Here is a 20,037-nt window from a genome sequence, read left to right as displayed (position 1 = left end):
CTCATGTCAATACCCCTTGTTTACCAGCTCCGCTGTTCCTTGGCCGCCATATGGGGCCGCATCATGGCCGATCCTTGAGACACGCCGCCGCATGACCTCGGCCGAGCCAGCAATTCGATCGGCCCGAGGCGCGACCTCCAGCGATCCCCGCTGCGCGATATGCGCATCAGGCTCATTTGACGGGTGTGACAGAGGCACCTTGAATAGTCCAACAGATTCAGCTGCTTGGAATTAGAGTAGTTCTAATTATGGTCCGTGGTGTCCTGGGTCCGAGCCCGATTGACGCGCGCCCGTCGAATTCCCAACTTTTTATTGCAAGATTAGCGTGGCTGCCGCTATAGAGAGACCGAATGTGTGGTCCTACTGGCTGTCCGTACCGCTAATACAAGTGCTTAGCCGCTCCGGAGAGAGCCCCCCGCGATGTATATCTGCTCTTGCAACGTCATTACGGCCCTTGAGATCAAGCGTGCCATCATCGAGCTGCTGAAGGCAGACCCATTGCGCGTCATCACCCCGGGCTCGGTATACCGAAGCATGGGCTATCGTCCACGATGCGGCTCGTGCCTGCCTCACGTCAGCATGCTGATTGCCGCGGCCGAGGAAACCGGTGCCCACCTGGTGCTCGAGGACGACTATTCCTTGGCCGAAAGCGCCTAGACACCTCTCTTCCCACAAGTCCATTTCTGCCACTGTTGCGCCTCGCGTCTCATTGCGAAATTGCGCGAAGGTCCCCGTTGGTCGCATCCTTCCGGCGCGACGAGTTCCGGGTCATGCCTGTGCTTTATCTCTTGATTAGAATCATTCCAAAGTGCTTGACGTCACCGCTCGACAGAGTAAGGTTGCGACATACCACACTTGGCCTTCTATGGAGCAGAGCATGAAGGGCGACCGTACAGTCATCGAGTATCTCAACAGGGCGCTCAGGTCGGAGCTGACCGCCATCAACCAGTACTGGCTCCATTACCGGCTGCTCGACGACTGGGGTTACACCAAGCTTGCCAAGAAGGCGCGCGAAGAATCGATCGAGGAGATGCACCATGCGGACAAGCTCGCAACGCGCATCATCTTCCTCGAGGGGCTCCCGAATATGCAGCAGCTCGACCCTCTGATGATCGGTCAGAACATCCAGGAGGTGCTCGAGTGCGATCTGAAGGCGGAGCAAGCGGCCCGGGAGCTCTACCGGGAAGCCCGGGTGATCTGCCATGATGCGGGCGATTACGTCTCGATGAAGCTCTTCGAGGAGCTCCTGGCCGATGAAGAGGGGCACATCGACTTTCTCGAAACCCAGCTTGATCTCCTGGCGAAGGTAGGCGTGCAGAATTACGGCCAGCTCCAGGCCGATAGCGCCGATGATGTAGACGATCACTGAGACCATCGACTGGGGATGGCTGGCGCCTTAGAGCGTTTCCGCTTTTCTTTGAATCGCGAAACCGCGTCTCAAGGTCTTGCTTGGTCGCATTTTCTTCACGCGAACCGGTATCCGCTTCGCTCGAAAATGCTCTAAGTGCGCCGCGCCATCAGCAGCCGCTGGAGCAGGAAGACGGGTAGGCAGCCGACGGCGACGATGGCGAGGGCCGAGAGGGATGCCTCTTCGAACATGTCGAATGAGGCAAGCGTATAAACGTGAGTTGCCAGCGTGTCGAAATCGAAGGGGCGCAGGAGCAGTGTTGCCGGCAATTCCTTCATGGCATCGACAAAGACGAGCACCACGGCGGCCCCAAGCGCCGGCCTGATCAGCGGCAGATGAATTTCCCAGAGCACTTGCCGGGGCGTGCGGCCGAGATTGCGCGCAGCCGCATCGAGATTGGGCGACTGCCGGGAGAAGCCGGCCTCGATGGAGCCTTGTGACATCGCGAGAAACCGAATGGCATAGGCCATGATGATCGCACCGGCACTGCCGGTGATGAGAAGCCCTGTCGATATGCCAAACAGGCTGTGCGCCCAGCCCGCCACGAGATTGTCGAGGGCGGCAAGTGGCACCAGAATGCCAAGGCCCAAGACGGTGCCGGGAACCGCATAGCCAATCGAGGCAAGCCGGGTTGCGGCAGACAGAATGACATTGCTGCTGGAACGGCGGGCATAGACCAGAACCAGGCCGGCAAGGGCTGCCAGTAGCGCACCCCCGGAAGAAAGCAGGATGCTGTTCCTCAGCAGGGTCCAGAAGTCTGGGTCGAGCACCGCATCCCAATGGCGGAAGGCCGCATCCAGGAACACGAAAAGGGGCGTGCCGAAGCCGATTGCAATCGGCAAGGCGCAGGCTAGCGCCGCAACCAGACCACCAATTGGCCCAAGGCGTTGGCGGCTCTGGGTACGAACGGTGCGGCCAGAGGTGTGATAGCGCTGCTGGCGGCGGCTGCGCCTTTCGATCCAGAGCAGCAAGATGACGAAGACCAGCATCACGCAGGCAAGCTGAGCAGCACCCCCCAGATTGCTCCGCTCAAGCCAGGTGTTGTAGACATTGACGGTCAGCGTGCGCACGCCCAGGAAGCCGACCGCCCCAATATCATTCAAGCACTCCATCATGGCGAGCGCGCTGCCGGCCGCGAGCGCGGGGCGTGACAAGGGCAGGGCAATACGCCAGAAGGTCTCAAGCGCCGAATGGCCGAGCGCGCGGCTTGCATCCATCAGCTGCGCGGGGGTCTGGGCAAAGCTCGCCCGCGCGGTCAAGTACACATAGGGATAAAGGGCGAAAGCGAGGATCAGGATCGCGCCGCCGAGCGTGCGAATGTCGGGGAACCAGTAATCGGTCGCATTCCGCCAACCAAAGGTATTGCGAAGAGCAGTCTGAATGGGGCCAGCGTAATCCCAGATCTCGAGATAGGCGAAGGCGGAGAGATAGGTGGGCATGGCCAGCGGCACCGCCAGCGCCCAGTCAAAGACGCGCCTGCCCGGAAAATCGTACATGGACACGAGCCAGGCGGTGGAGGTGCCCACCACCAGAACCACGCCGAGCACGCCCAGGAGAAGCAAGGCAGTGGTGCGGGCGCTGCCTGGCAGCACGGTGGCCAGAAGATGCGGCCAGGCATTCGCGGTTGGATGAATGACGGCAATCCAGACCAGCGCAATGATGGGCGCGATTGCCAGGGCACTTATGAGGGCAGCCGCCACCGTCCATGAGCCGCCCGCGCGGCTGATCGTGCGCGAACGTTGCGCCTGTTCAGCGGACGCGCGCGTCGACGCCTCGGACGAGAACGGCGCATCCGTCATCTGCTCGTTGATCTGCGTCTTACGACTGGGGGCCAGCGTCAAAGTCAACTTCGTCTACAAGCTTGCTTGCCTCATCGCGCAATTCGGCGATCTCATCGAGGCTGACATTGTCCGGTGTGAACTCACCCCAGGCCTTCACAATGGTTGACGGCTCGATGCCGGGCTTGATCGGATATTCGTCATTGGCCTCGGCATAAAGCTTCTGGGCCTTGTCGCTCGACAGGAACTCCATCAGCTTGATCGCTGCCTCGCGGTTGGGCGCATTCTTGGCAAGGGCGATCCCAGAGATGTTCACGTGCGTACCACCATTCTCGAAGGTTGGGAAAATGATGCGGCTCGCCTCTGCCCATTGCTTCTGCTCAGGCTCCTTGTCGTTGGTCAGCATCTTGGCCATGTAGTAAGTATTGCCAAGCGCGATATCGCATTCTCCGGCAAAGATGCCCTTGACCTGATCGCGGTCACCACCGGCCGGTTTGCGCGCGAGATTGGCCTTCAGCCCCTCGAGCCAAGTCTTGGTCTTCTCCTCGCCGTGATGGGCGATCATCGCGGCGATCAGGGCGGTGTTGTAGACATGCTGCCCGGAGCGGATGCAGATCTTGCCCTTCCATTTGGGATCGGCGAGTTCCTCATAGGTGATCTTGTCCTGCTTCACCCGGTCCTTGGATGCATAGACCACACGGGCCCGGGTGGTGAGCGCGAACCATTCGCCATCGGGGCTGCGGAAATCCGCCGGAATGTTCGCGTCCAGGATCTCCGACTTCACAGGCTGGGTGACGCCGCTCTGTACGGCTGCCTGCAGGCGCCCGATATCGACGGTGAGCAGGATGTCGGCCGGGCTGCTTGCCCCCTCCTGAACCATGCGCTCGATCAGCGCCTTGTCGTCGAACAGCACCTTCGTCTTGATGCCAGTCTCCTCGGTGAAGGCCTTGAGAAGGGGCTCAATGAGGAAGGGCTGCCGGTAGGAGTAGACATTGACCTCCTCCGCCTGAGCCGGCGCCATGTGGCCGGCCAGAATCACGCCTCCCAATACCGCCGCTGTCATCCACCGATGCAAACGCATGTGACCTCCAAATGCGGGAAGAGCCGCTGCCATGCTGGGCAACGCTAGTTCACTCTGGCCGCACAGTAGGCGCAGCGCGCTGGCCTCGCAACTGTTTCTGATGCGGCTAAATTGAAGAATCCTATTTATTTTCAGCGGGTTACATTAGAATTACTCCAAAGTGAACCCAAATGGCTGGTTCCGCGCGATGGTTAGCCTATGAGGCAGGCTGACGCGCTCCGTTCGGTCGCATTGATCTGGGAAGGCGAGCTCCGGATATTGGAATGGCAAGTTGCGAGCTGGCACGAATGGCCGTGAGGCAGAACGTCGTTACGCCGATACCTGAAGGTGCGGCTTTTCCATTCGGCCGATCTTGGATCGGCAGGCTCGACGAGGGCGCCACCATTCAGCTTTCAAGGAAACACGCGCGCATGCGGTTCAGTGTCAAAGTGGGTGTCGCGGTGGGTCTAACCCTCGGTAGCATTGCCGCGCTCGCATTCGATGCCCGCCCCACCGGCAGGCTTGCGGTGCTCGCCGCTTGGATCAGGCCGCCCAGCACAGGAGCGACCAAGGCCACCGGCTATATCAAGATCCGAAACATGAGCGGTGAGGCCGACCGAATCCTCGCGATCGAAAGTCCTGCGGCGGAAAGGGTGACCGTGAATGATGCGGGGCAGGGCGACCGGCACGAGCCTGAAAAGCAAAAGAGTGAGCTCCTGCGGGGGCTCGAGGTGCCAGGGCTTGCCACCGTCTTATTCCCACCGAGCGGACGTGATCTCGCGTTTCTCGGCCTCAAGGCACCCTTAAGGGAAGGGGACGAGGTTCCGGTCACCGTGACCTTCGAGCGAGGAGGCGCGCTCGAACTCTTCATCCCGGTCAGGCGTGATCCCACAGCTGACACACAGGGCCAATCCCTGAATTGATGCGCTCGCCGTGAAGCCCGCGCGCTCGGCGGCGATTGTCGAGCCTGCATTATTCTTATGCTTTGTTGATGGCAGCGCGCTTGCGGCGCCGCCCTCGCAAGATAAATCCGAGCAGCCGCAACACCAGCCAGCCCGTCACGAAGCCGACACCTCCGATAATGAACCCTTCGGAGGTTACGGGGACGGCGGGCTCGAAATCGTGGACGGTATTGTTAAGGATCTGGCTGTCGGGGCTTTCGATGAGCGTGATCAGCCGTCCGAAGCGTCCGGCTGTGTCAAAGGCAAGGCGCTGACGCTCCAGTTTGTCCAGACGCTGAACGGTCTGACTGATGCTCGCCGCCCGACGCTGGAGAAACGGGTCGGTGCTCTTCTCCAGATGCTGCAGGGCCTGAGCCTGATCGAAGCCTGAGGCTTGAGCATCGGCATCAAAATTCCTCATGACACCGCGCAGCTCATCGATGGCGCCGCCCAGGCGCTGTCGATATTGCTGTCCGAACTCGGGGAGCTGCGAGGTCACGATCCCACAAAATAGCCCAACCGCCAGCGCGAGCGTCCGTGCAAGCATCGTCTCATGTCCAGCTTTTCACCTCTCGAGAATAGTGCTCGAGGGGTTACGTTGTTCCTTGGGGGAAAGTGGGACTGACTTGCCGAAAGATACCCAATAATCGTCGGCGGAGCGACCCTTCGTGAACACTATCCGGGGATAATGGTGGTCTCGGATGTTACACCGAGGCTGGTACTTTGGTTGCAAAAATAGCACGCGCACCTGATTTCATTCTCATGACGGGATCGCTGACTTGCCACTCCTTTTTTCCGCCCCAAAAGCGGACTAGCGTCATGATGTCTGATCGGCCAGCTATGGTGGTCAAGGGAAGGTCTCCGTAATAACGGAGGCGGCTATGGAAATGATATACTTGCGAAGTCCCGCGGTTTCGGAGAAATGCAGGTTATAAACCAACCTGTGACCATATCGCGATAAAAGCGTCTTCTCCCATGCAGTTTCGGCTAAGCCTGCTGGAAGCGCGTTTGACGCAATGATAATTGTTGCCGCTCGGTTGCGGTCGTATGAGTGCTCCGATGGAGTTGTTTACGTTGTGTTCTAGGTGGACAAGAGTAGACGTCGGACTGGAGCGCTTGGGGTCGGAAATGAAGGCGTCATTGGCCGTGCTTTTGGCCTCCGGATTCTTCTCGGGCGTCCTTATTTCTCCGGCTCGGTCCAGTGAACTCAACGACCTTGCCGCACATTTCTATTCTTTTATTCCCGCGGCGCCGAAACTCAATCCCAAGAACCTGGTGCCGCCGAGCTGGATGGACGAGCGGGAGCGCGCGCGTGCCGCTTATCGCAATGGGGATTTCGGCACTGCCCTGGTGTTTCTGAAAGAGGCTTCCGATGATGGCGACCTGATCGCCACCTGGTATCTCGGCCATATGTATCGCCTAGGGCAGGGTGTGAAGGCGGATAATACAACCGCCATGAATTATTACCAGAAGGTCGCGGCCGCCTTCAATCCGGACGAAAGCGATCGCAACCTCTTGCGCGTGTGCATCGATTCCCTGGTGCAGGTCGCGAATTACTATCGCCTCGGCGATCAGCAGGCCGGCATAGAGGCCGATCCGAGCCGTGCGCTCGACATCTATAAGATTGCCGCAACCTACGGCCATCCGGCAGCGCAATACGCCTTGGGGCTCATGTATTTCAAGGGCGAGGGCGTGACGCGCAACCGAGAGCAGGCGGTGCGCTGGCTCATGCTCGCCGCCCGCAAACGCTTCGCACCGGCCGAGGCACTGCTTGGCGATATGTATTGGGATGGCGACTACGTCCGCCAGGACCGGATCCGCGCGCTCATGTGGTACATTCTGGCGCAGCAGAGCGCGCGACCCGAAGAAAATCCCGAGATTTTCGATCGTTACGATCATCTGATGAGCGAGGCGAGCGCGGCCGAGCGCGCGGATGCCGAGGGCCGTGCTCAGGATTGGGCGGCCAAGTTTCCCAAGCAGATGCAGAGCGCCTCCCCCTGAGATCGGCAGCTCCTAGAGCGTTCCGCTTTTCTTTCAGTCGCGAAACCGCGTCTCAAGGTCTTGCTTGGTCGCATTTTCTTGACGCGAACCGGTATCCACTTCGATCAAAAATGCTCTAGTCTCCCCGGAAGCAGCAAAACTGCTCTAATCGCGCAGCTCGATCCATACCGGAACATGGTCGGATGGGCGTTCCCACGCACGCACATGGCGGTCGATGCCGGCTGCCACGAGCCGGTCGGTCGCTTGTGGCGACAGCAGCAGGTGGTCGATGCGGATCCCATTGTTCTTCTGGAAGGCGCCCGCCTGGTAATCCCAGAAGCTATAATGGCCGGGCTCGGGGGCGCAGGCACGGAAGCCGTCGGTGAGCCCAAGATTGCACAGCTCCCGATAGAGCGCCCGCGACTCCGGCTGAAACAGCGCATCATTCACCCAAGCCTCGGGAAAGCGCGCATCAATCTCGGTGGGAATGATGTTGTAGTCGCCCGCCAGCACGAAGGCCTCCTCGAGGCCCATCAGTTGCTTCGTTCGAGTGATCAGCCGGCGCATCCACTCGAGCTTGTAGGTGAACTTGTCCGTACCGATGGGATTGCCGTTGGGTAGATAGAGAGAGGCCACCCGCACCGCTCCCCATGTGGTCGAGATCACGGCCTCGACATAACGGGACTGAATATCCTGCTCATTGCCGTCGAGCCGCGGCAAAACCTCGTCCATCGGGAATTTGGAGAGGATCGCAACCCCGTGAAAGCCCTTCATCCCATGCACGGCGAGATTATAGCCGAGATCCTCGACGGGACCTCGCGGGAAGGCGTGATCCTCGCATTTGATCTCCTGCAGGCAGCAGATGTCAGGCGCGGCTTCCTTCAACCATTGCAGCAGGTTGTCCAGGCGGGCCTTCACCCCATTTATGTTGTAGGTCGCAATCTTCATATGCCCCTTATTGCATGGCCTCACACGAACTGTCATCGCCGTTTGCGCGTCATTGACAGGTCGGGCGGTTGCGCTTGAACCCAGAATGCCGATATGTGCTGCGCCAAGGGTCTTTCGCCCATAACTTGGCACCAAGTCGAGATCGAACGTGACAGATAGCTCTTCCCCAGCCGCGGCCCCGCTCACCAAAAGCAGCGGCGAGGCAGCACCCGCACCTTATGAGTCGCGCCGCACTTTCGCGATCATCTCGCATCCGGATGCGGGCAAAACGACGCTGACGGAGAAGCTGCTGCTGGCCGGCGGTGCGATCCGGGCGGCCGGTGCCGTGCGGGCGCGCGGTGAGCAGCGGCGCACGCGTTCGGACTGGCTGAAAATCGAGCAGCAACGCGGCATCTCGGTATCAAGCTCGGTCATGACCTTCGAGCGGGAAGGGCTGACCTTCAATCTCTTGGACACGCCGGGCCACGAAGACTTTTCCGAGGATACCTACCGCACGCTGACCGCAGTCGATTCCGCAGTCATGGTCATCGATGCCGCCAAGGGCATCGAGAGCCAGACCCGGAAGCTGTTCGAGGTCTGCCGGTTGCGCGACATTCCGATCATCACCTTCATCAACAAGGTGGACCAGGAAGGGCGGGATGGCTTCGAGCTCCTGGACGAGATCGAGGCAACCCTGGCGCTCGATGTGTCGCCTCAGGTCTTCCCCGTGGGCATGGGCGCTGACTTTCACGGGCTTTACGACGCGGAAACGCACCGGTTCCTGACCTCGGACCAGGGCAGGGGACAAGTGCATGACCGCATCATACAGCTCACTGGCCTCGATGATCCGGCACTCGATGCCCGCGTACCGGATTATGTGACGGGGCCGTTCCGGGAAATGGTCGAGCTGGCCGCGGGCGCTTATAAGCCATTCGATGTGGAGGCTTATCGGGAAGGGCACCTGACGCCGGTCTTCTTCGGCTCCGCGCTGCGCGCCTATGGCGTCGCAGAACTTCTTTCGGCGCTTTCCCGCTTTGCGCCGCCACCACGCGCGCAGCCCGGCGAGCCACGCATGATCCTGCCCAGCGAGGATCGCGTCACCGGCTTCGTGTTCAAGGTCCAGGCCAATATGGATCCGAACCACCGCGACCGGGTGGCCTTCATGCGGTTGTGCTCGGGCACGTTCCGGCGCGGCATGAAGCTGCGCCAGGTGGCGTCAGGCAAGAGCATCGCCATCCACAGCCCGATCTTCTTCTTCGCCCAGGAGCGGGATCTCGCCGAGGATGCGCTGCCCGGCGACATTATCGGCATTCCCAATCACGGTGTGCTGAGGGTCGGGGACGCGCTGACGGAGGGTGAGGATATTCGCTTCACCGGCATCCCGAACTTCGCACCGGAAATCCTGCGGCGCATCCGTCTCGATGATCCGATGAAGTCGAAGCAGCTGCGGCGGGCGCTGGAGGATCTAGCGGAGGAGGGCGTGACCCAGATCTTCAAGCCGCTGATCGGCTCGAACTGGATTGTCGGCGTTGTGGGACAGCTGCAGCTTGATGTGCTGAAATCGCGTTGCGAGCAGGAATATAAGGTGGCCATGGGCTTCGAGGCCGCCCCGTTCGAAACCGCCCGGTGGATCGCGAGCGATGATGCCAATGAGCTCAAGCGCTTCGCCGAGTATAACCGCTCGGCCATGGCTGAAGACCGCGACGGCTTTCCCGTGTTCCTCGCCCGATCGATCTGGGACCTCAACCGCTCCATCGAGGATTGGCCCAAGATCCGCTTCACCGATACGCGCGAGCGGACATAGGCCTCCTGCATAAGGAAAGGCCTCTCCCGATCGCTCGGGAGAGGCTCTCAACGTCAAATGGCCGGTTCAGCCTGTCACTGACCCGCAATCAGCGGCGTGATGCGGCGGACGCTCACGCGACGGTTCTCCTGCTCAGGCCCATCAGTCGGGATCTTGAGATATCGCTCGCCATAGCCGACCGTCTGCAGGTTCTCGGGCTTGAGATTGTAATATTCGAGGAGCGCCTCCTTCACGGCTTCCGCGCGCTGGCGGGAGAGCTCGAGATTGGCCTCATCAGAGCCCACCGCGTCGGTGTGACCCTCGATGAGATACACCTCCTCCGGATTCTGCGCGACCATCTGCTCCATGGCTATGCCGATCGCATCGAGCTTCTCGACCTCCTCGGGACGGATGAAGGCCTCGCCGAAGCCGAAATTGATGTTGTCGAGGTCGATGGCCGGCATCAGTTCGCGCACATCGTCCTCCTGGACGATCTGCTGATAGTCGTAGCGCTGCTGGACCGGTGCGAGCGGCGGCGCCGAGAGCTGGCCATAGATGACCTCCTCCGGATATTCCGCGGCCGAGATATAGGGCTGGGGCACGAACACGACGCCCGGCTCGATATAGATCTCGGCATTTCTATCGCGATAACGCCAGCGATCGCGCTCGCGCCAACGGCGCTCACGCTCCTCGCGTAGCTCGCGGCGGAGATAGCCCCGGTCTTCCTCCAGCAATTCGCTCAGGCGGCGGCGCTCGGCGGGCGATAAGTCACCGTGCTCGATCATCCATTCGATGTCATAAGCGCGCCTGCGCAGGTCACGCTCGTCCAGCTCGTCCCGGCGGCGCGGATTATCCAGATAGCGCCGGCGTAGCTCGACGATCTCCGAGCGGTCGCGGCGCCTCTCGAAGCGGTCCGGATCAAATTCCCAGTCGTCCCGATCAACGCGCTGGCGCAGCGCCTCACGGTCACGCTCAAGCCGCTCGAGCAGGCGCGCCCGTTCACGCTCGTTCATGTCCCGGCGCTGGAGGGCATCGCGGTTTTCATCGAGACGCCGCCGCAGCGCGCGCTCATCGAGGTCTTCGGACCGGCGATTGTCTTCGATGATTTCCCGCGCCCGCTGCTCACGGTCCCGATTGAATTCGGGATTGTCCCGCTCGCGCCAGCGACGGAAGCGTTCTTCCTGCTGCTCGCGGGCGGGCCTTTGGCTGGTCTGGCCCTCGCGCTCGGGACGCTGACGATCCTCCGCGCTGGGGCGCTCCTCCCCATCCTGACCAGGCCGACCACGCCGATCGCGCCGCGTATCCTCTCCTTCTTCAGCCTGTCCAGGGCGGGTTTCGCCGTCCTGCCTCTGCCGCATGCGCTCCTGCAGCTCTTGCCGACGCTGATCCCGATCGGTCTCGCGTTGTTCCCGGCGTTGTTCGAGACGGTTGCGCAGCTCCTCCTGCCGCTCGCCGCGGGGCTGGCGCTCGCGCTGCTGCTCATCGCGCGGCTCCTCCCGCTGCTGCTCCTGAGGCTGCTGGCGCTGTTCTCGTTGCTGGCGCTGCTCTTGGCGCTGTTGCCTTTCCTCGCCCTGTTGCCGCTCCTGGCGCTCGGGTCTTTCCTGACGTTGCTGCTGTTGCTGCTGACGCTCCTGCTGGCGTTCTTGCCGCTCCTGCTGTTGCTGCTGGCGCTCCTGCTGTCGTTCTTGGCGCTGCTGCTGGCGTTCTTGTCGTTCCTGCTGTTGCTGCTCGCGTTGTTGACGCTCCTGACGCTCAGGTCTTTCCTGCCGTTGCTGCTGACGCTCCTGGCGCTCCTGCTGGCGTTCTTGCCGCTCCTGCCGCTCAGGACGTTGCTGGCGTTCCTGTCGCTCTTGCCTTTCTTGCCGCTCAGGACGTTGCTGGCGTTCCTGTCGCTCTTGCCTTTCTTGCCGCTCAGGACGTTGCTGGCGTTCCTGTCGCTCTTGCCTTTCTTGCCGCTCGGGGCGTTCCTGTCGTTCGGGCCGCTCTTGACGCTGCTCTTGACGCTCTTGACGCTGCTGTTGACGCTCTTGTCTCTCCTGACGCTCAGGTCTTTCCTGCCGCTGTTGCGGACGCTCCTCGCGCTCCTGCTGTCGTTCCTGACGTTGCTGCTGCCGCTCTTGCCTTTCCTGTTGGCGTTGTTGCTGTCGCTGCTGGCGCGGATCCTGCTGCTCTTGCTGGTCGGAGCTTTGCGAATAGACCAGCGCTGCGGGGCTGGTGCCCACAAGAAGAATGGCAGCCAGCGCCGCGATTGCATTGGTTTTCTTCATCTAGCCTCCTCCTCCCGCGCCATTGGGCAGGGATAACAATCGGATAACGTTAACGACATGACGCCCAGTCGGCCCTGAACAATCCCTGAACAGAGCACTGGTTCCGGCAAGTGAGGTCTGGCAGTAAGGAAAAATTAACCAGTCAGCCCCTTCGTTAACGATCATGGGTGGCTGAGCTTGCTGCGGCAGGATGAGAAGCCTAGCTTCCTTCGTTCGATCAAGCGAGGGCGTTTACGTGTTCCTAAAGCGCGGGATCTGCAAGCATTACAGGGATTCAGTCCTTCTCGGCATGCCCTGTCAGAAGGGGGTTCCTGTCGCGGAACAATGTGTAGCGGTGGACAGCTCCATCGAGAATCGGCCGTGCCACTCGAAGGGGGAGGGGTGTTTTCAATGTTCCCTTTATGCCGAACCCTCCGCACGAGAACTCGAAGAGCAGGCTCGTCTTCTCTATGAAGCGATGGAGCGGGCCATGAAGATCCGAGCCGCCCTTGCGAAGACCCCCAAGAGCCCCGGTGCGGCGGGCGATGTGCCTTGCCCCTTCTGTGGCAGCCGGCTGACATGGAGCCGTGACCCGCAAGGAGAGATCTCAGCGGTCTGCGTGACCGAGGGCTGTGTTTCCTTTCCATTCCCCGAGGACGAACCGGCGCCCATGCGTCGTGAGCTGATCTCAGAACAGAAACTTGCCCGGAAACCGCCGCGGTTAACCAAATAATCAACAAATGTTACCCGTCTGGTTAACGTTTCGGTAAGGTTAAGACGGCGTATAGGCCAGCTGTTGCTCGAGGAGGCCACATGGAGAGCAGCCGGTTGTTCCGCCTTACCGCGCGGCAGGGGGGTGACGCGGATTCGCGTTTAGCCAAACCAAGCGAGCGGAGGCGTGTAGGCAGCAGGAGAGGCGACCGATCACTGTCGGTTGCCGTTGTTGAATCAATTGAGGAGCTCAATCGGGTATTCGCATTGCGTACGGCAGCCTGCCTTTCGGGCAGCCTCCTGCCGGACGTTACCGATATCGATGAGGGCGATCTTAGCGCAACTCACCTAATGGCTTGCGACGGCAATGATGTCGTGGGCGCGCTACGGGTCCGCACCGTCGACAGGACGGCGATTTTGGACAGACTCGTCATTAAGCGGTCCAAATATCGCTCCATGATTGCCAGGCAATTAACCGATACCGCCATTGCGCTCTGTCGGGCCAAAGGGATCCAAACGATCGCCGGCGGCTCGGGAATGGTCGGATTTGTGGATACCGCCCGATCCGAGGCTGTGAGCGGTATCCAGGGAGGGTGGGATGACGGTGGTGACCGGCCCACGCCCGAGGGCATCGGTGGAATGCGAGTTCCGTAGAGTGTCGGGGCCGAGGCGTTCGGCTCAAACGATCGGCATCTAGAAGGGGACAATCGGATGAATGCGCCGGAGAAGGACGGCCCGCGTCTCTCTGAACTTGACGAGCCCAACCCGGTAAAAGGCTATGCACTGCAACAGCGGGGCAAAGTGGTGATGGTCCTGTGCGGGCCACGGCCAATGGGCATCGCGTATCAACGGCGGCCTCGTCCTTCCGGGTTGCGGGATACAGGTCCCTCCCGGGATGTCGAACTCGCCTGAGGGTGGAAGTACAATCGCGCGGGGAGGAACCTCTGTCCTCGGCGCTGCGATCAATGAATAAGGGGTGAGCGGCCGGCCGCGGCGGCGGAATGGCTCTGGAGAAATCCGGTCAATCCGCCGCCGCAAGGGGCGGACGGTCCATAACGACCGATCTGCCTGGATGCCGTTTACGATTGGGTAAGAATGGGTGGCATCTCAGCGCCTTGCTGGATGCGCCATCGGTATTGCACGCCCGGCGTTCAGGCTCGGTTCACAGTTTCAGGCACATCATCATCTTATTACTCGTCGGGAGCTTTTTCAGCAGGCCGGCGTTAGGTGACACATACACCGGGGAGCGCCGACCTAGTCCGCCGGCCACATCACGTGCTGGCGGAAGGAGAACGGGGCAGACAGCGAGCGTCTTCACACAGGCCCGGCGATTCCGCCTGGACCGAAGGAGATGACGATGAAGAGCTTAATGTTGGGTATTGCAGGAGCGATGGTCATCGGACTGGCCGCTACGGCGCCAAATCCGGCCTCGGCCGCCTCTCCAATCAGCACGATCACGATGGGCGATAGCATGCGGCAGTCCGCAAGCTTTGGCGCCGAACAGGTGCGTTGGCGCGGCGGCGGTGGTGGCCGCTGGGGCGGCGGCTGGCGTGGTGGCTATGGCGGCGGCTGGCGCGGCGCCCGTTGGGGCGGTGGTCCGCGTTGGGGCTGGCGTGGAGGCTGGGGACACGGACCGCGTTGGGGCTGGGGTCACCGGCACGGCTGGCGTGGCGGCTGGGGTCCCGGACCGCTCGTCGGCTTAGGGCTTGGGCTTGGATTGGGCGCGGCCGCGCTCGCCACGGCTCCAGTCTATGGCTATGGCTATGGCTACCGGACAGCGTATGTGGGTGGCGGCCTGCAGCCTTGGACGCCAGCATGGTACCGGTACTGCTCTAGCCGGTATCGCAGCTTCGATCCGAATACGGGATATTTCGTCACGTATTCCGGTCGACAGGCGTTCTGCCGCTAAGCAGGCAGTCAGTACGGAAAGCAACATCTTGGGCCGAGCGCATCGCTCGGCCCATTTTCGTTATCGGAAAAGGCCGAGCAATCCGACCGCGATCAGATAGATCGCCACCACATAGTTCAGAAGCTTCGGGAAAAGCAGGATCAGGATGCCAGCCACCAGGGCGATCAGCGGCTGGATCATCGCGGGTTCGATGGTGATGCTCATAGGCTGTTTTGCTCTCCGGGCTGTTGGAATGCGGAGCAAAGCACCATGCCTGAGTCGGAGCCATCCCGACAGCAGACAGTACACAGACAAAGCCCCGGTGGGGGGAGCACCGGGGCCTTTCTGAGATCGGTTCCGCGGGGATAGGAAGCCTGATCTCCGATCACCGGGGGCAGTGATCGTATGATGTGGTAACGCTCGGTTAACGCAATGGTTCCATGGGGCTGGTCACAGGTTCGTGACTTCATCGGGGACGTGTCTCAAGCGTCGGAGTCGGCCGTGCAACCAACCGCTGGCTCCAGCGGTTCTCGCCAAGCATGCTGCAGCAAGGAGACTGCGATGAGGGACAAACAGCAGGCCCTGCCGGCGAGCCTGTCAGAGCAAGATTTTTTGAAACTCGATGCGTATTGGCGCGCAGCCAATTACCTCTCCGTCGGACAGATCTATCTCCTGGACAATCCCCTGCTTCGCGAAGAGCTCACGCTGGCTCATATCAAGCCGCGCCTCCTCGGTCATTGGGGAACAACGCCGGGCTTGAACTTCATCTATGCCCATCTCAACCGGGTAATCCTCCGCGATGATCTCGACATGATCTTCATTTGCGGCCCAGGTCACGGGGGGCCGGCAGTGGTGGCCAATACCTATCTTGAAGGCACCTATTCCGAGATCTATCCCGAGGTCAGCGAAGACGTGGAGGGCATGCGCCGGCTGTTCCGGCAATTCTCGTTTCCCGGCGGCATACCGAGCCATGCCGCACCGGAAACACCCGGATCAATCCATGAAGGCGGCGAACTTGGCTATGCGCTGGCCCATGCATTCGGGGCAGCATTCGACAATCCCTCGCTGATCGTTGCCTGCGTGATCGGGGATGGGGAGGCGGAGACAGGGGCGCTCGCGGCATCTTGGCATTCCAACAAATTCCTCGATCCGAGAGGCGACGGCGCGGTCCTGCCGATCCTGCACCTCAATGGCTACAAGATTGCCAATCCCACCATTCTCGGACGCATGTCTGATGACGATCTCAGGCGGCTGTTCGAAGGCTATGGCTATGAGCCGTTCTTCGTTGAAGGGCACGAGCCCATGTTCATGCACAAGGTCATGGCCGCGACACTCGACAGGGTTCTCGATCGGATAAGAGCAATCCAAAGAACCGCGCGGGAGGGTTCAGCGGATCATTCCACGGGCACCCCTCGCTGGCCAATGATCGTGTTGCGCTCGCCGAAGGGCTGGACCGGCCCCAAGGTGGTCGATGGCGAGAAGGTCGAGGGGTTCTGGCGGTCCCACCAGGTGCCGCTCGCGGAACTTGCCGAAAAGCCCGCACATCTCAAGCTGCTCGAAGAATGGATGCGGAGCTATGAGCCGGAGAGCCTGTTCGATGCGACCGGCCGGCTCAAGCCGGAGCTGCGCGCCCTGGCACCGCGCGGCACCCGCCGGATGGGTGCCAATCCGCATGCCAATGGCGGGCTTCTTCGCAAGCCGCTGATCATGCCGGATTACCGGGAGCACGCGCTGCCGGTGAGCCATCCCGGCGGCACGCGCGGCGAGGCAACCCGCCAGATGGGGCATTTTCTCCGTGATGTGATCGCGCGGAATGAAGAGGCGCGCAATTTCCGGCTGGTGGGGCCGGATGAGACCACATCCAACCGCCTCGATGCCGTGTTCGAGGTGACGGACCGGGTCTGGCGCGAGCCTATCCTGCCGGAGGATCTCGGGCTTGCGCCGCAGGGCAGGGTGATGGAGGTCTTGAGCGAGCATCTCTGCCAGGGCTGGCTCGAGGGATATCTGCTCACCGGCCGCCACGGCCTGTTCTCCTGCTACGAGGCCTTCATCCATATCGTCGATTCCATGGTCAACCAGCATGCGAAATGGCTGAAGGTGACCCGCGATCTTTCCTGGCGCGCGCCAATTTCCTCGCTCAACTACCTGCTGACATCCCACGTTTGGCGGCAGGACCACAATGGGTTCAGTCATCAAGATCCGGGCTTCATCGACCATTTGGTGAACAAGAAGCCTGATATTGTGCGGGTCTATCTGCCGCCGGATGCCAATTGCCTGCTCTGGGTCACCGATCATTGCTTGAGAACGTATGACCGCATCAATGTCATCGTGGCGGGCAAGCAGCCCTCGCCGCAATGGCTCGACATCGATGCGGCTGCAGCCCATTGCGAGGCCGGAATCGGCCGCTGGTCATGGGCCGGCAATGAGCGCGACGGTGAGGTCGATGTGGTGCTTGCCTGCGCTGGCGATGTGCCGACGATGGAGACGGTCGCGGCCGCCCAGCTTCTGCGTCAGAATCTGCCTGACCTCGCGGTCCGGGTGGTCAATGTGGTCGATCTGATGGCGCTGGTTTCGCCGAAGGATCATCCCCATGGCATCTCCGATGACGCATTCTCAGCACTGTTCACCACAAACCAGCCGGTGATCTTCGCCTTTCACGGCTATCCCCAGCTCATTCACCGGCTCACCTATAAGCGGCCGAACCACGACAACTTCCATGTGCATGGCTATCAGGAGGAGGGGACCACCACGACCCCCTTCGACATGGTGGTGCTGAACAGGCTCGACCGCTTTCACTTGGCCATTTCAGCTTTGGACAGGCTTCCCGATCGCGGGGGCGCTGCAGGCCGGGCGCTGGTGCGGCGGCTGGAGGACAAGCTCGCCGAGCACCGGTCCTATATCCGCCTTCATGGCAAGGACATGCCCGAAATCGAGGAATGGGGCATTGAGGAGGTCACTCATTGACCCGGCATGGGGCGTAGCGGCAACACTTGCCGGACAAGTGTTCGCGGGCGACGCATCCACAGGCTTTGTTACACTTTGTTACCAAGTGTTACAGTTTATTAACTAAGCTACGAACAATTGTGAATACTCGACCACCGGGCCGCCACAATTGCCCGATATTCAAATAATGCGACTTCGGATTTATCATATTGATCGGGTGAGTTATGGCACGGGCGGTATTGGCGTTCGGGCGGGAGCGGAAGCATGTCATTGTAGACGTTCTGTTCTACTCGACATCCGCAGCCGTCGTCTTTGCGATTTTGACCCTGATACAAGGTGGGAGGTGAGGGCATGTTGCACAGCCGAAACATCAGAGCGTCCATGACCGGCAGATATGACGGCGAGAGTCTGGCTCCGCCCCAAGCGGCCGGTGCCGCTGATCGCCAAACAAAGCCGCGCGTTGTCACAGATCGCACCCTTTGTGGAGCGACCGAAGCTGCAGGCGGCATTGGCTCCACAAAAGACGGGGCTGCTGGACAGCCTCAGCGCGAGAGACTGCGATTTATAGCGGCCTTGTAAGATGCGGGGGGAAACGGCCCAGATTCGTCTGGGCCGTTTCTATTGGGATTGGCGTAGTTCTTTCTTCGACAGCTTGCCAATCAGCGTCTTCGGCAGTTCATCCCGGAACTCTATCGCCGACGGCAGTTCAATCTTCGAAAGCTTGGCCTGGAGGAAATCGAGAAGCTCCCTCTCGGTGAGGCTCGCCCCATCGCGTAATTTCACGAAAGCCTTCGGCGCCTCACCGCGATAGGGGTGAGGGATGCCAATGACGGTCACCTCGGCGACGGCCGGGTGTTCATGTATGGCCTCCTCGATCCGCCGCGGATAGACGTTGAAGCCCGAGGCGATGATGATGTCCTTGATGCGGTCCACCAAATAGACGAAGCCATCTTCATCTTGATGACCGACATCACCCGTCCGCAGAAATTTGCCGACGAAGACTTTCGCCGTCTCATCCGGCTGCTTCCAATATCCTTTCATCACCTGCGGGCCGGAAATACAGAGCTCGCCATTTTCTCCTGGCGGCAGCGCTTGCTTGGGATCATCGAGTGAGCGGATTTCAGCGATCGTGCCAGGGATCGGCAGACCGATCGATCCATCCCGGCTCGGCCCGTCGAAGGGATTGATATGGGTCACGGGCGAGGTCTCGCTCAAGCCATAGCCCTCGACCAGCCGGCAGCCGGACAGCGCTTCAAACGCCTTGCGGACCTCGAGGGGCAAAGGCGCGCCACCGGAGATGCAATATTTCAAACTGGCGAGGTCTGCCTTATCGAGTCCGGGATGATTGAGGAGGGCATTGAAGATGGTCGGCACCCCCGGCAGGATCGTCGCTCGGCAGCGCCGGATGAGCCGGAGCGCCTCCACGAGCTGGAAGCGCGGCATCAGGATAAGCTCGAAGCCAGAAGCGATTGCGAGATTCATCACACCAGTGAGCGCAAAGACGTGAAAGAAGGGCAGGATGCCCATGATGCGCTCGCCACCTTCTTCGACCCCGTGAAACCACAAACGCACCTGCTTCACATTTACGGTCAGATTGGCATGGGTCAGCATCACGCCTTTCGGCGTGCCGGTGGTGCCTCCCGTATATTGCAGAACGGCAATATCCTGGGTGTCGAGATCAGGCAGGGGATATGTGCGGCCGTGGCCACGCAGATCCTGCAAGCGCAGATATGTGCCGCCGTCGGGCACAGAGGCTCGCTCGCCGCGCTTGAAGGTGGTGAACAGGAGGCGTTTCACCGGCGGCAATTGGGCAGCGAAGGGACAAACGATCACGTGCTGGACGATGCCGCGATCGGCAAGCGCGCTCACTTTGTCAAAGATTGCCGCGATATCGACGGTCACCAATAGAGTGACCTCGGCATCCCTGGCCTGAAATGCAAGCTCATCGACTGTATAGAGAGGATTGAAACTGATGATCGTGGCGCCGAGCTTGAGGCCGGCATAGAAGAACGCGATGAAATAGGGGCAGTTCGGCAGCACGAGACCGAGATGGGTGCCAATGCCGACCCCGAGCTTCGAAAGGCCAGCGGCAATCTCGTCCGTCATGGCACCAAGCTCCCCATAGGTCATTGTCTGACCGAAGAAATTCGTGCAGGGCTTTGATTCGAACCGGCGAACGGATTGCTCGAAAATCTCCGGCAGCGTGGTCGGCTCCAATGGGCTGTCCCAGGCGATCTGCGGTGGATAGGCTTTCGGCCTGTGCTGGGATGTCTGAATGTCCCGGATGTCGTCGCCGGACGTCAACGAAGCCTCCCCCTTGTGGTCCTATGGTTGCTCAACGCATACTATCATGAGGACTGTATCAGAAGCAG

At 60.7% G+C, this 20,037-nt stretch carries 16 protein-coding genes; 9 read left to right on the top strand and 7 right to left on the bottom strand.

The genetic code is table 11. The features are described 5' to 3' along the window. The first annotated feature begins 420 nt into the window (after positions 1-420). Positions 421-657, top strand: coding sequence for a (2Fe-2S)-binding protein (locus RCF49_RS01735; protein ID WP_342642324.1), 237 nt, complete (start codon positions 421-423; stop codon positions 655-657). 220 nt (positions 658-877) lie between these two features. After that, positions 878-1,369 carry a bacterioferritin gene (gene bfr / locus RCF49_RS01730; RefSeq protein ID WP_342642323.1) on the top strand — a complete coding sequence of 164 codons (492 nt, stop codon included), beginning with the start codon at positions 878-880 and terminating at the stop codon, positions 1,367-1,369. Between the two features lie 131 nt (positions 1,370-1,500). Here bfr and RCF49_RS01725 read toward each other — a convergent pair whose 3' ends face one another. Both RCF49_RS01725 and RCF49_RS01720 read right to left on the bottom strand, forming a co-directional pair. After that, positions 1,501-3,249 carry an ABC transporter permease gene (locus RCF49_RS01725; protein ID WP_342642322.1) on the bottom strand — a complete coding sequence of 583 codons (1,749 nt, stop codon included), beginning with the start codon at positions 3,247-3,249 and terminating at the stop codon, positions 1,501-1,503. Further along, on the bottom strand, positions 3,227-4,267 hold the full coding sequence (locus tag RCF49_RS01720) for a Fe(3+) ABC transporter substrate-binding protein (RefSeq protein ID WP_432807362.1): 1,041 nt from the start codon (positions 4,265-4,267) through the stop codon (positions 3,227-3,229). Before RCF49_RS01720 ends, RCF49_RS01725 begins: the two co-directional genes overlap by 23 nt. A gap of 410 nt (positions 4,268-4,677) precedes the next feature. On the opposite strand from RCF49_RS01720, the gene RCF49_RS01715 reads away from it, so the two are divergent. Further along, on the top strand, positions 4,678-5,169 hold the full coding sequence (locus RCF49_RS01715) for a copper chaperone PCu(A)C (RefSeq protein WP_342642321.1): 492 nt from the start codon (positions 4,678-4,680) through the stop codon (positions 5,167-5,169). Positions 5,170-5,224: 55 nt separating this feature from the next. On the opposite strand, the gene RCF49_RS01710 is transcribed toward RCF49_RS01715, so the two are convergent. After that, positions 5,225-5,734, bottom strand: a complete 510-nt coding sequence (locus RCF49_RS01710; RefSeq protein ID WP_342642320.1) for a DUF2937 family protein — start codon at positions 5,732-5,734, stop codon at positions 5,225-5,227. A gap of 512 nt (positions 5,735-6,246) precedes the next feature. Here RCF49_RS01710 and RCF49_RS01705 point away from each other — a divergent pair. After that, a complete protein-coding gene (locus tag RCF49_RS01705; protein ID WP_342642319.1) occupies positions 6,247-7,188 on the top strand; it encodes a tetratricopeptide repeat protein in 942 nt (313 codons plus the stop codon). Positions 7,189-7,332: 144 nt separating this feature from the next. Here RCF49_RS01705 and xth read toward each other — a convergent pair whose 3' ends face one another. After that, complete coding sequence (gene xth / locus RCF49_RS01700; protein WP_342642318.1) at positions 7,333-8,115, bottom strand: exodeoxyribonuclease III; 783 nt, start codon at positions 8,113-8,115, stop codon at positions 7,333-7,335. 148 nt (positions 8,116-8,263) lie between these two features. Here xth and RCF49_RS01695 point away from each other — a divergent pair, with 148 nt between their 5' ends. Further along, a complete protein-coding gene (locus RCF49_RS01695; protein WP_342642317.1) occupies positions 8,264-9,898 on the top strand; it encodes a peptide chain release factor 3 in 1,635 nt (544 codons plus the stop codon). 74 nt (positions 9,899-9,972) lie between these two features. Here RCF49_RS01695 and RCF49_RS01690 read toward each other — a convergent pair whose 3' ends face one another. Further along, complete coding sequence (locus RCF49_RS01690) at positions 9,973-11,235, bottom strand: OmpA family protein (RefSeq protein ID WP_342642316.1); 1,263 nt, start codon at positions 11,233-11,235, stop codon at positions 9,973-9,975. A gap of 15 nt (positions 11,236-11,250) precedes the next feature. Between RCF49_RS01690 and RCF49_RS01685 the strand changes: the two genes are divergently transcribed. The 3 genes from RCF49_RS01685 (at position 11,251) to RCF49_RS01675 (ending at position 14,743) form a co-directional block, all read left to right on the top strand. After that, positions 11,251-12,180: a hypothetical protein gene (locus RCF49_RS01685; protein WP_342642315.1), complete on the top strand. Its 930-nt coding sequence runs from the start codon at positions 11,251-11,253 to the stop codon at positions 12,178-12,180. 756 nt (positions 12,181-12,936) lie between these two features. Continuing rightward, positions 12,937-13,488: a hypothetical protein gene (locus RCF49_RS01680; RefSeq protein ID WP_342642314.1), complete on the top strand. Its 552-nt coding sequence runs from the start codon at positions 12,937-12,939 to the stop codon at positions 13,486-13,488. Positions 13,489-14,191: 703 nt separating this feature from the next. Continuing rightward, positions 14,192-14,743, top strand: a complete 552-nt coding sequence (locus tag RCF49_RS01675; RefSeq protein WP_342642313.1) for a BA14K family protein — start codon at positions 14,192-14,194, stop codon at positions 14,741-14,743. A 60-nt stretch (positions 14,744-14,803) separates the two neighbouring features. Here the strand turns inward: RCF49_RS01675 and RCF49_RS01670 are convergent, their stop codons facing one another. Then, on the bottom strand, positions 14,804-14,947 hold the full coding sequence (locus RCF49_RS01670) for a DUF3096 domain-containing protein (protein WP_342642312.1): 144 nt from the start codon (positions 14,945-14,947) through the stop codon (positions 14,804-14,806). Positions 14,948-15,283: 336 nt separating this feature from the next. Between RCF49_RS01670 and RCF49_RS01665 the strand changes: the two genes are divergently transcribed. Continuing rightward, positions 15,284-17,686 carry a phosphoketolase family protein gene (locus RCF49_RS01665; protein WP_342642311.1) on the top strand — a complete coding sequence of 801 codons (2,403 nt, stop codon included), beginning with the start codon at positions 15,284-15,286 and terminating at the stop codon, positions 17,684-17,686. Between the two features lie 597 nt (positions 17,687-18,283). Here the strand turns inward: RCF49_RS01665 and RCF49_RS01660 are convergent. Further along, the gene (locus RCF49_RS01660) at positions 18,284-19,969 is read right to left on the bottom strand and encodes a long-chain-fatty-acid--CoA ligase (protein ID WP_342642310.1); all 1,686 of its coding nucleotides are present in this window, start codon (positions 19,967-19,969) and stop codon (positions 18,284-18,286) included. Positions 19,970-20,037 lie beyond the last annotated feature (68 nt).

Origin of the sequence: Rhodoligotrophos sp. CJ14, assembly GCF_038811545.1 — a bacterium.
In the GTDB taxonomy this organism is placed as follows: Bacteria; Pseudomonadota; Alphaproteobacteria; order Rhizobiales; family Im1; genus Rhodoligotrophos; species Rhodoligotrophos ferricapiens.
Note: the sequence above shows the minus strand (reverse complement) of the source record. Positions and strands in the feature narration are given on the sequence as shown.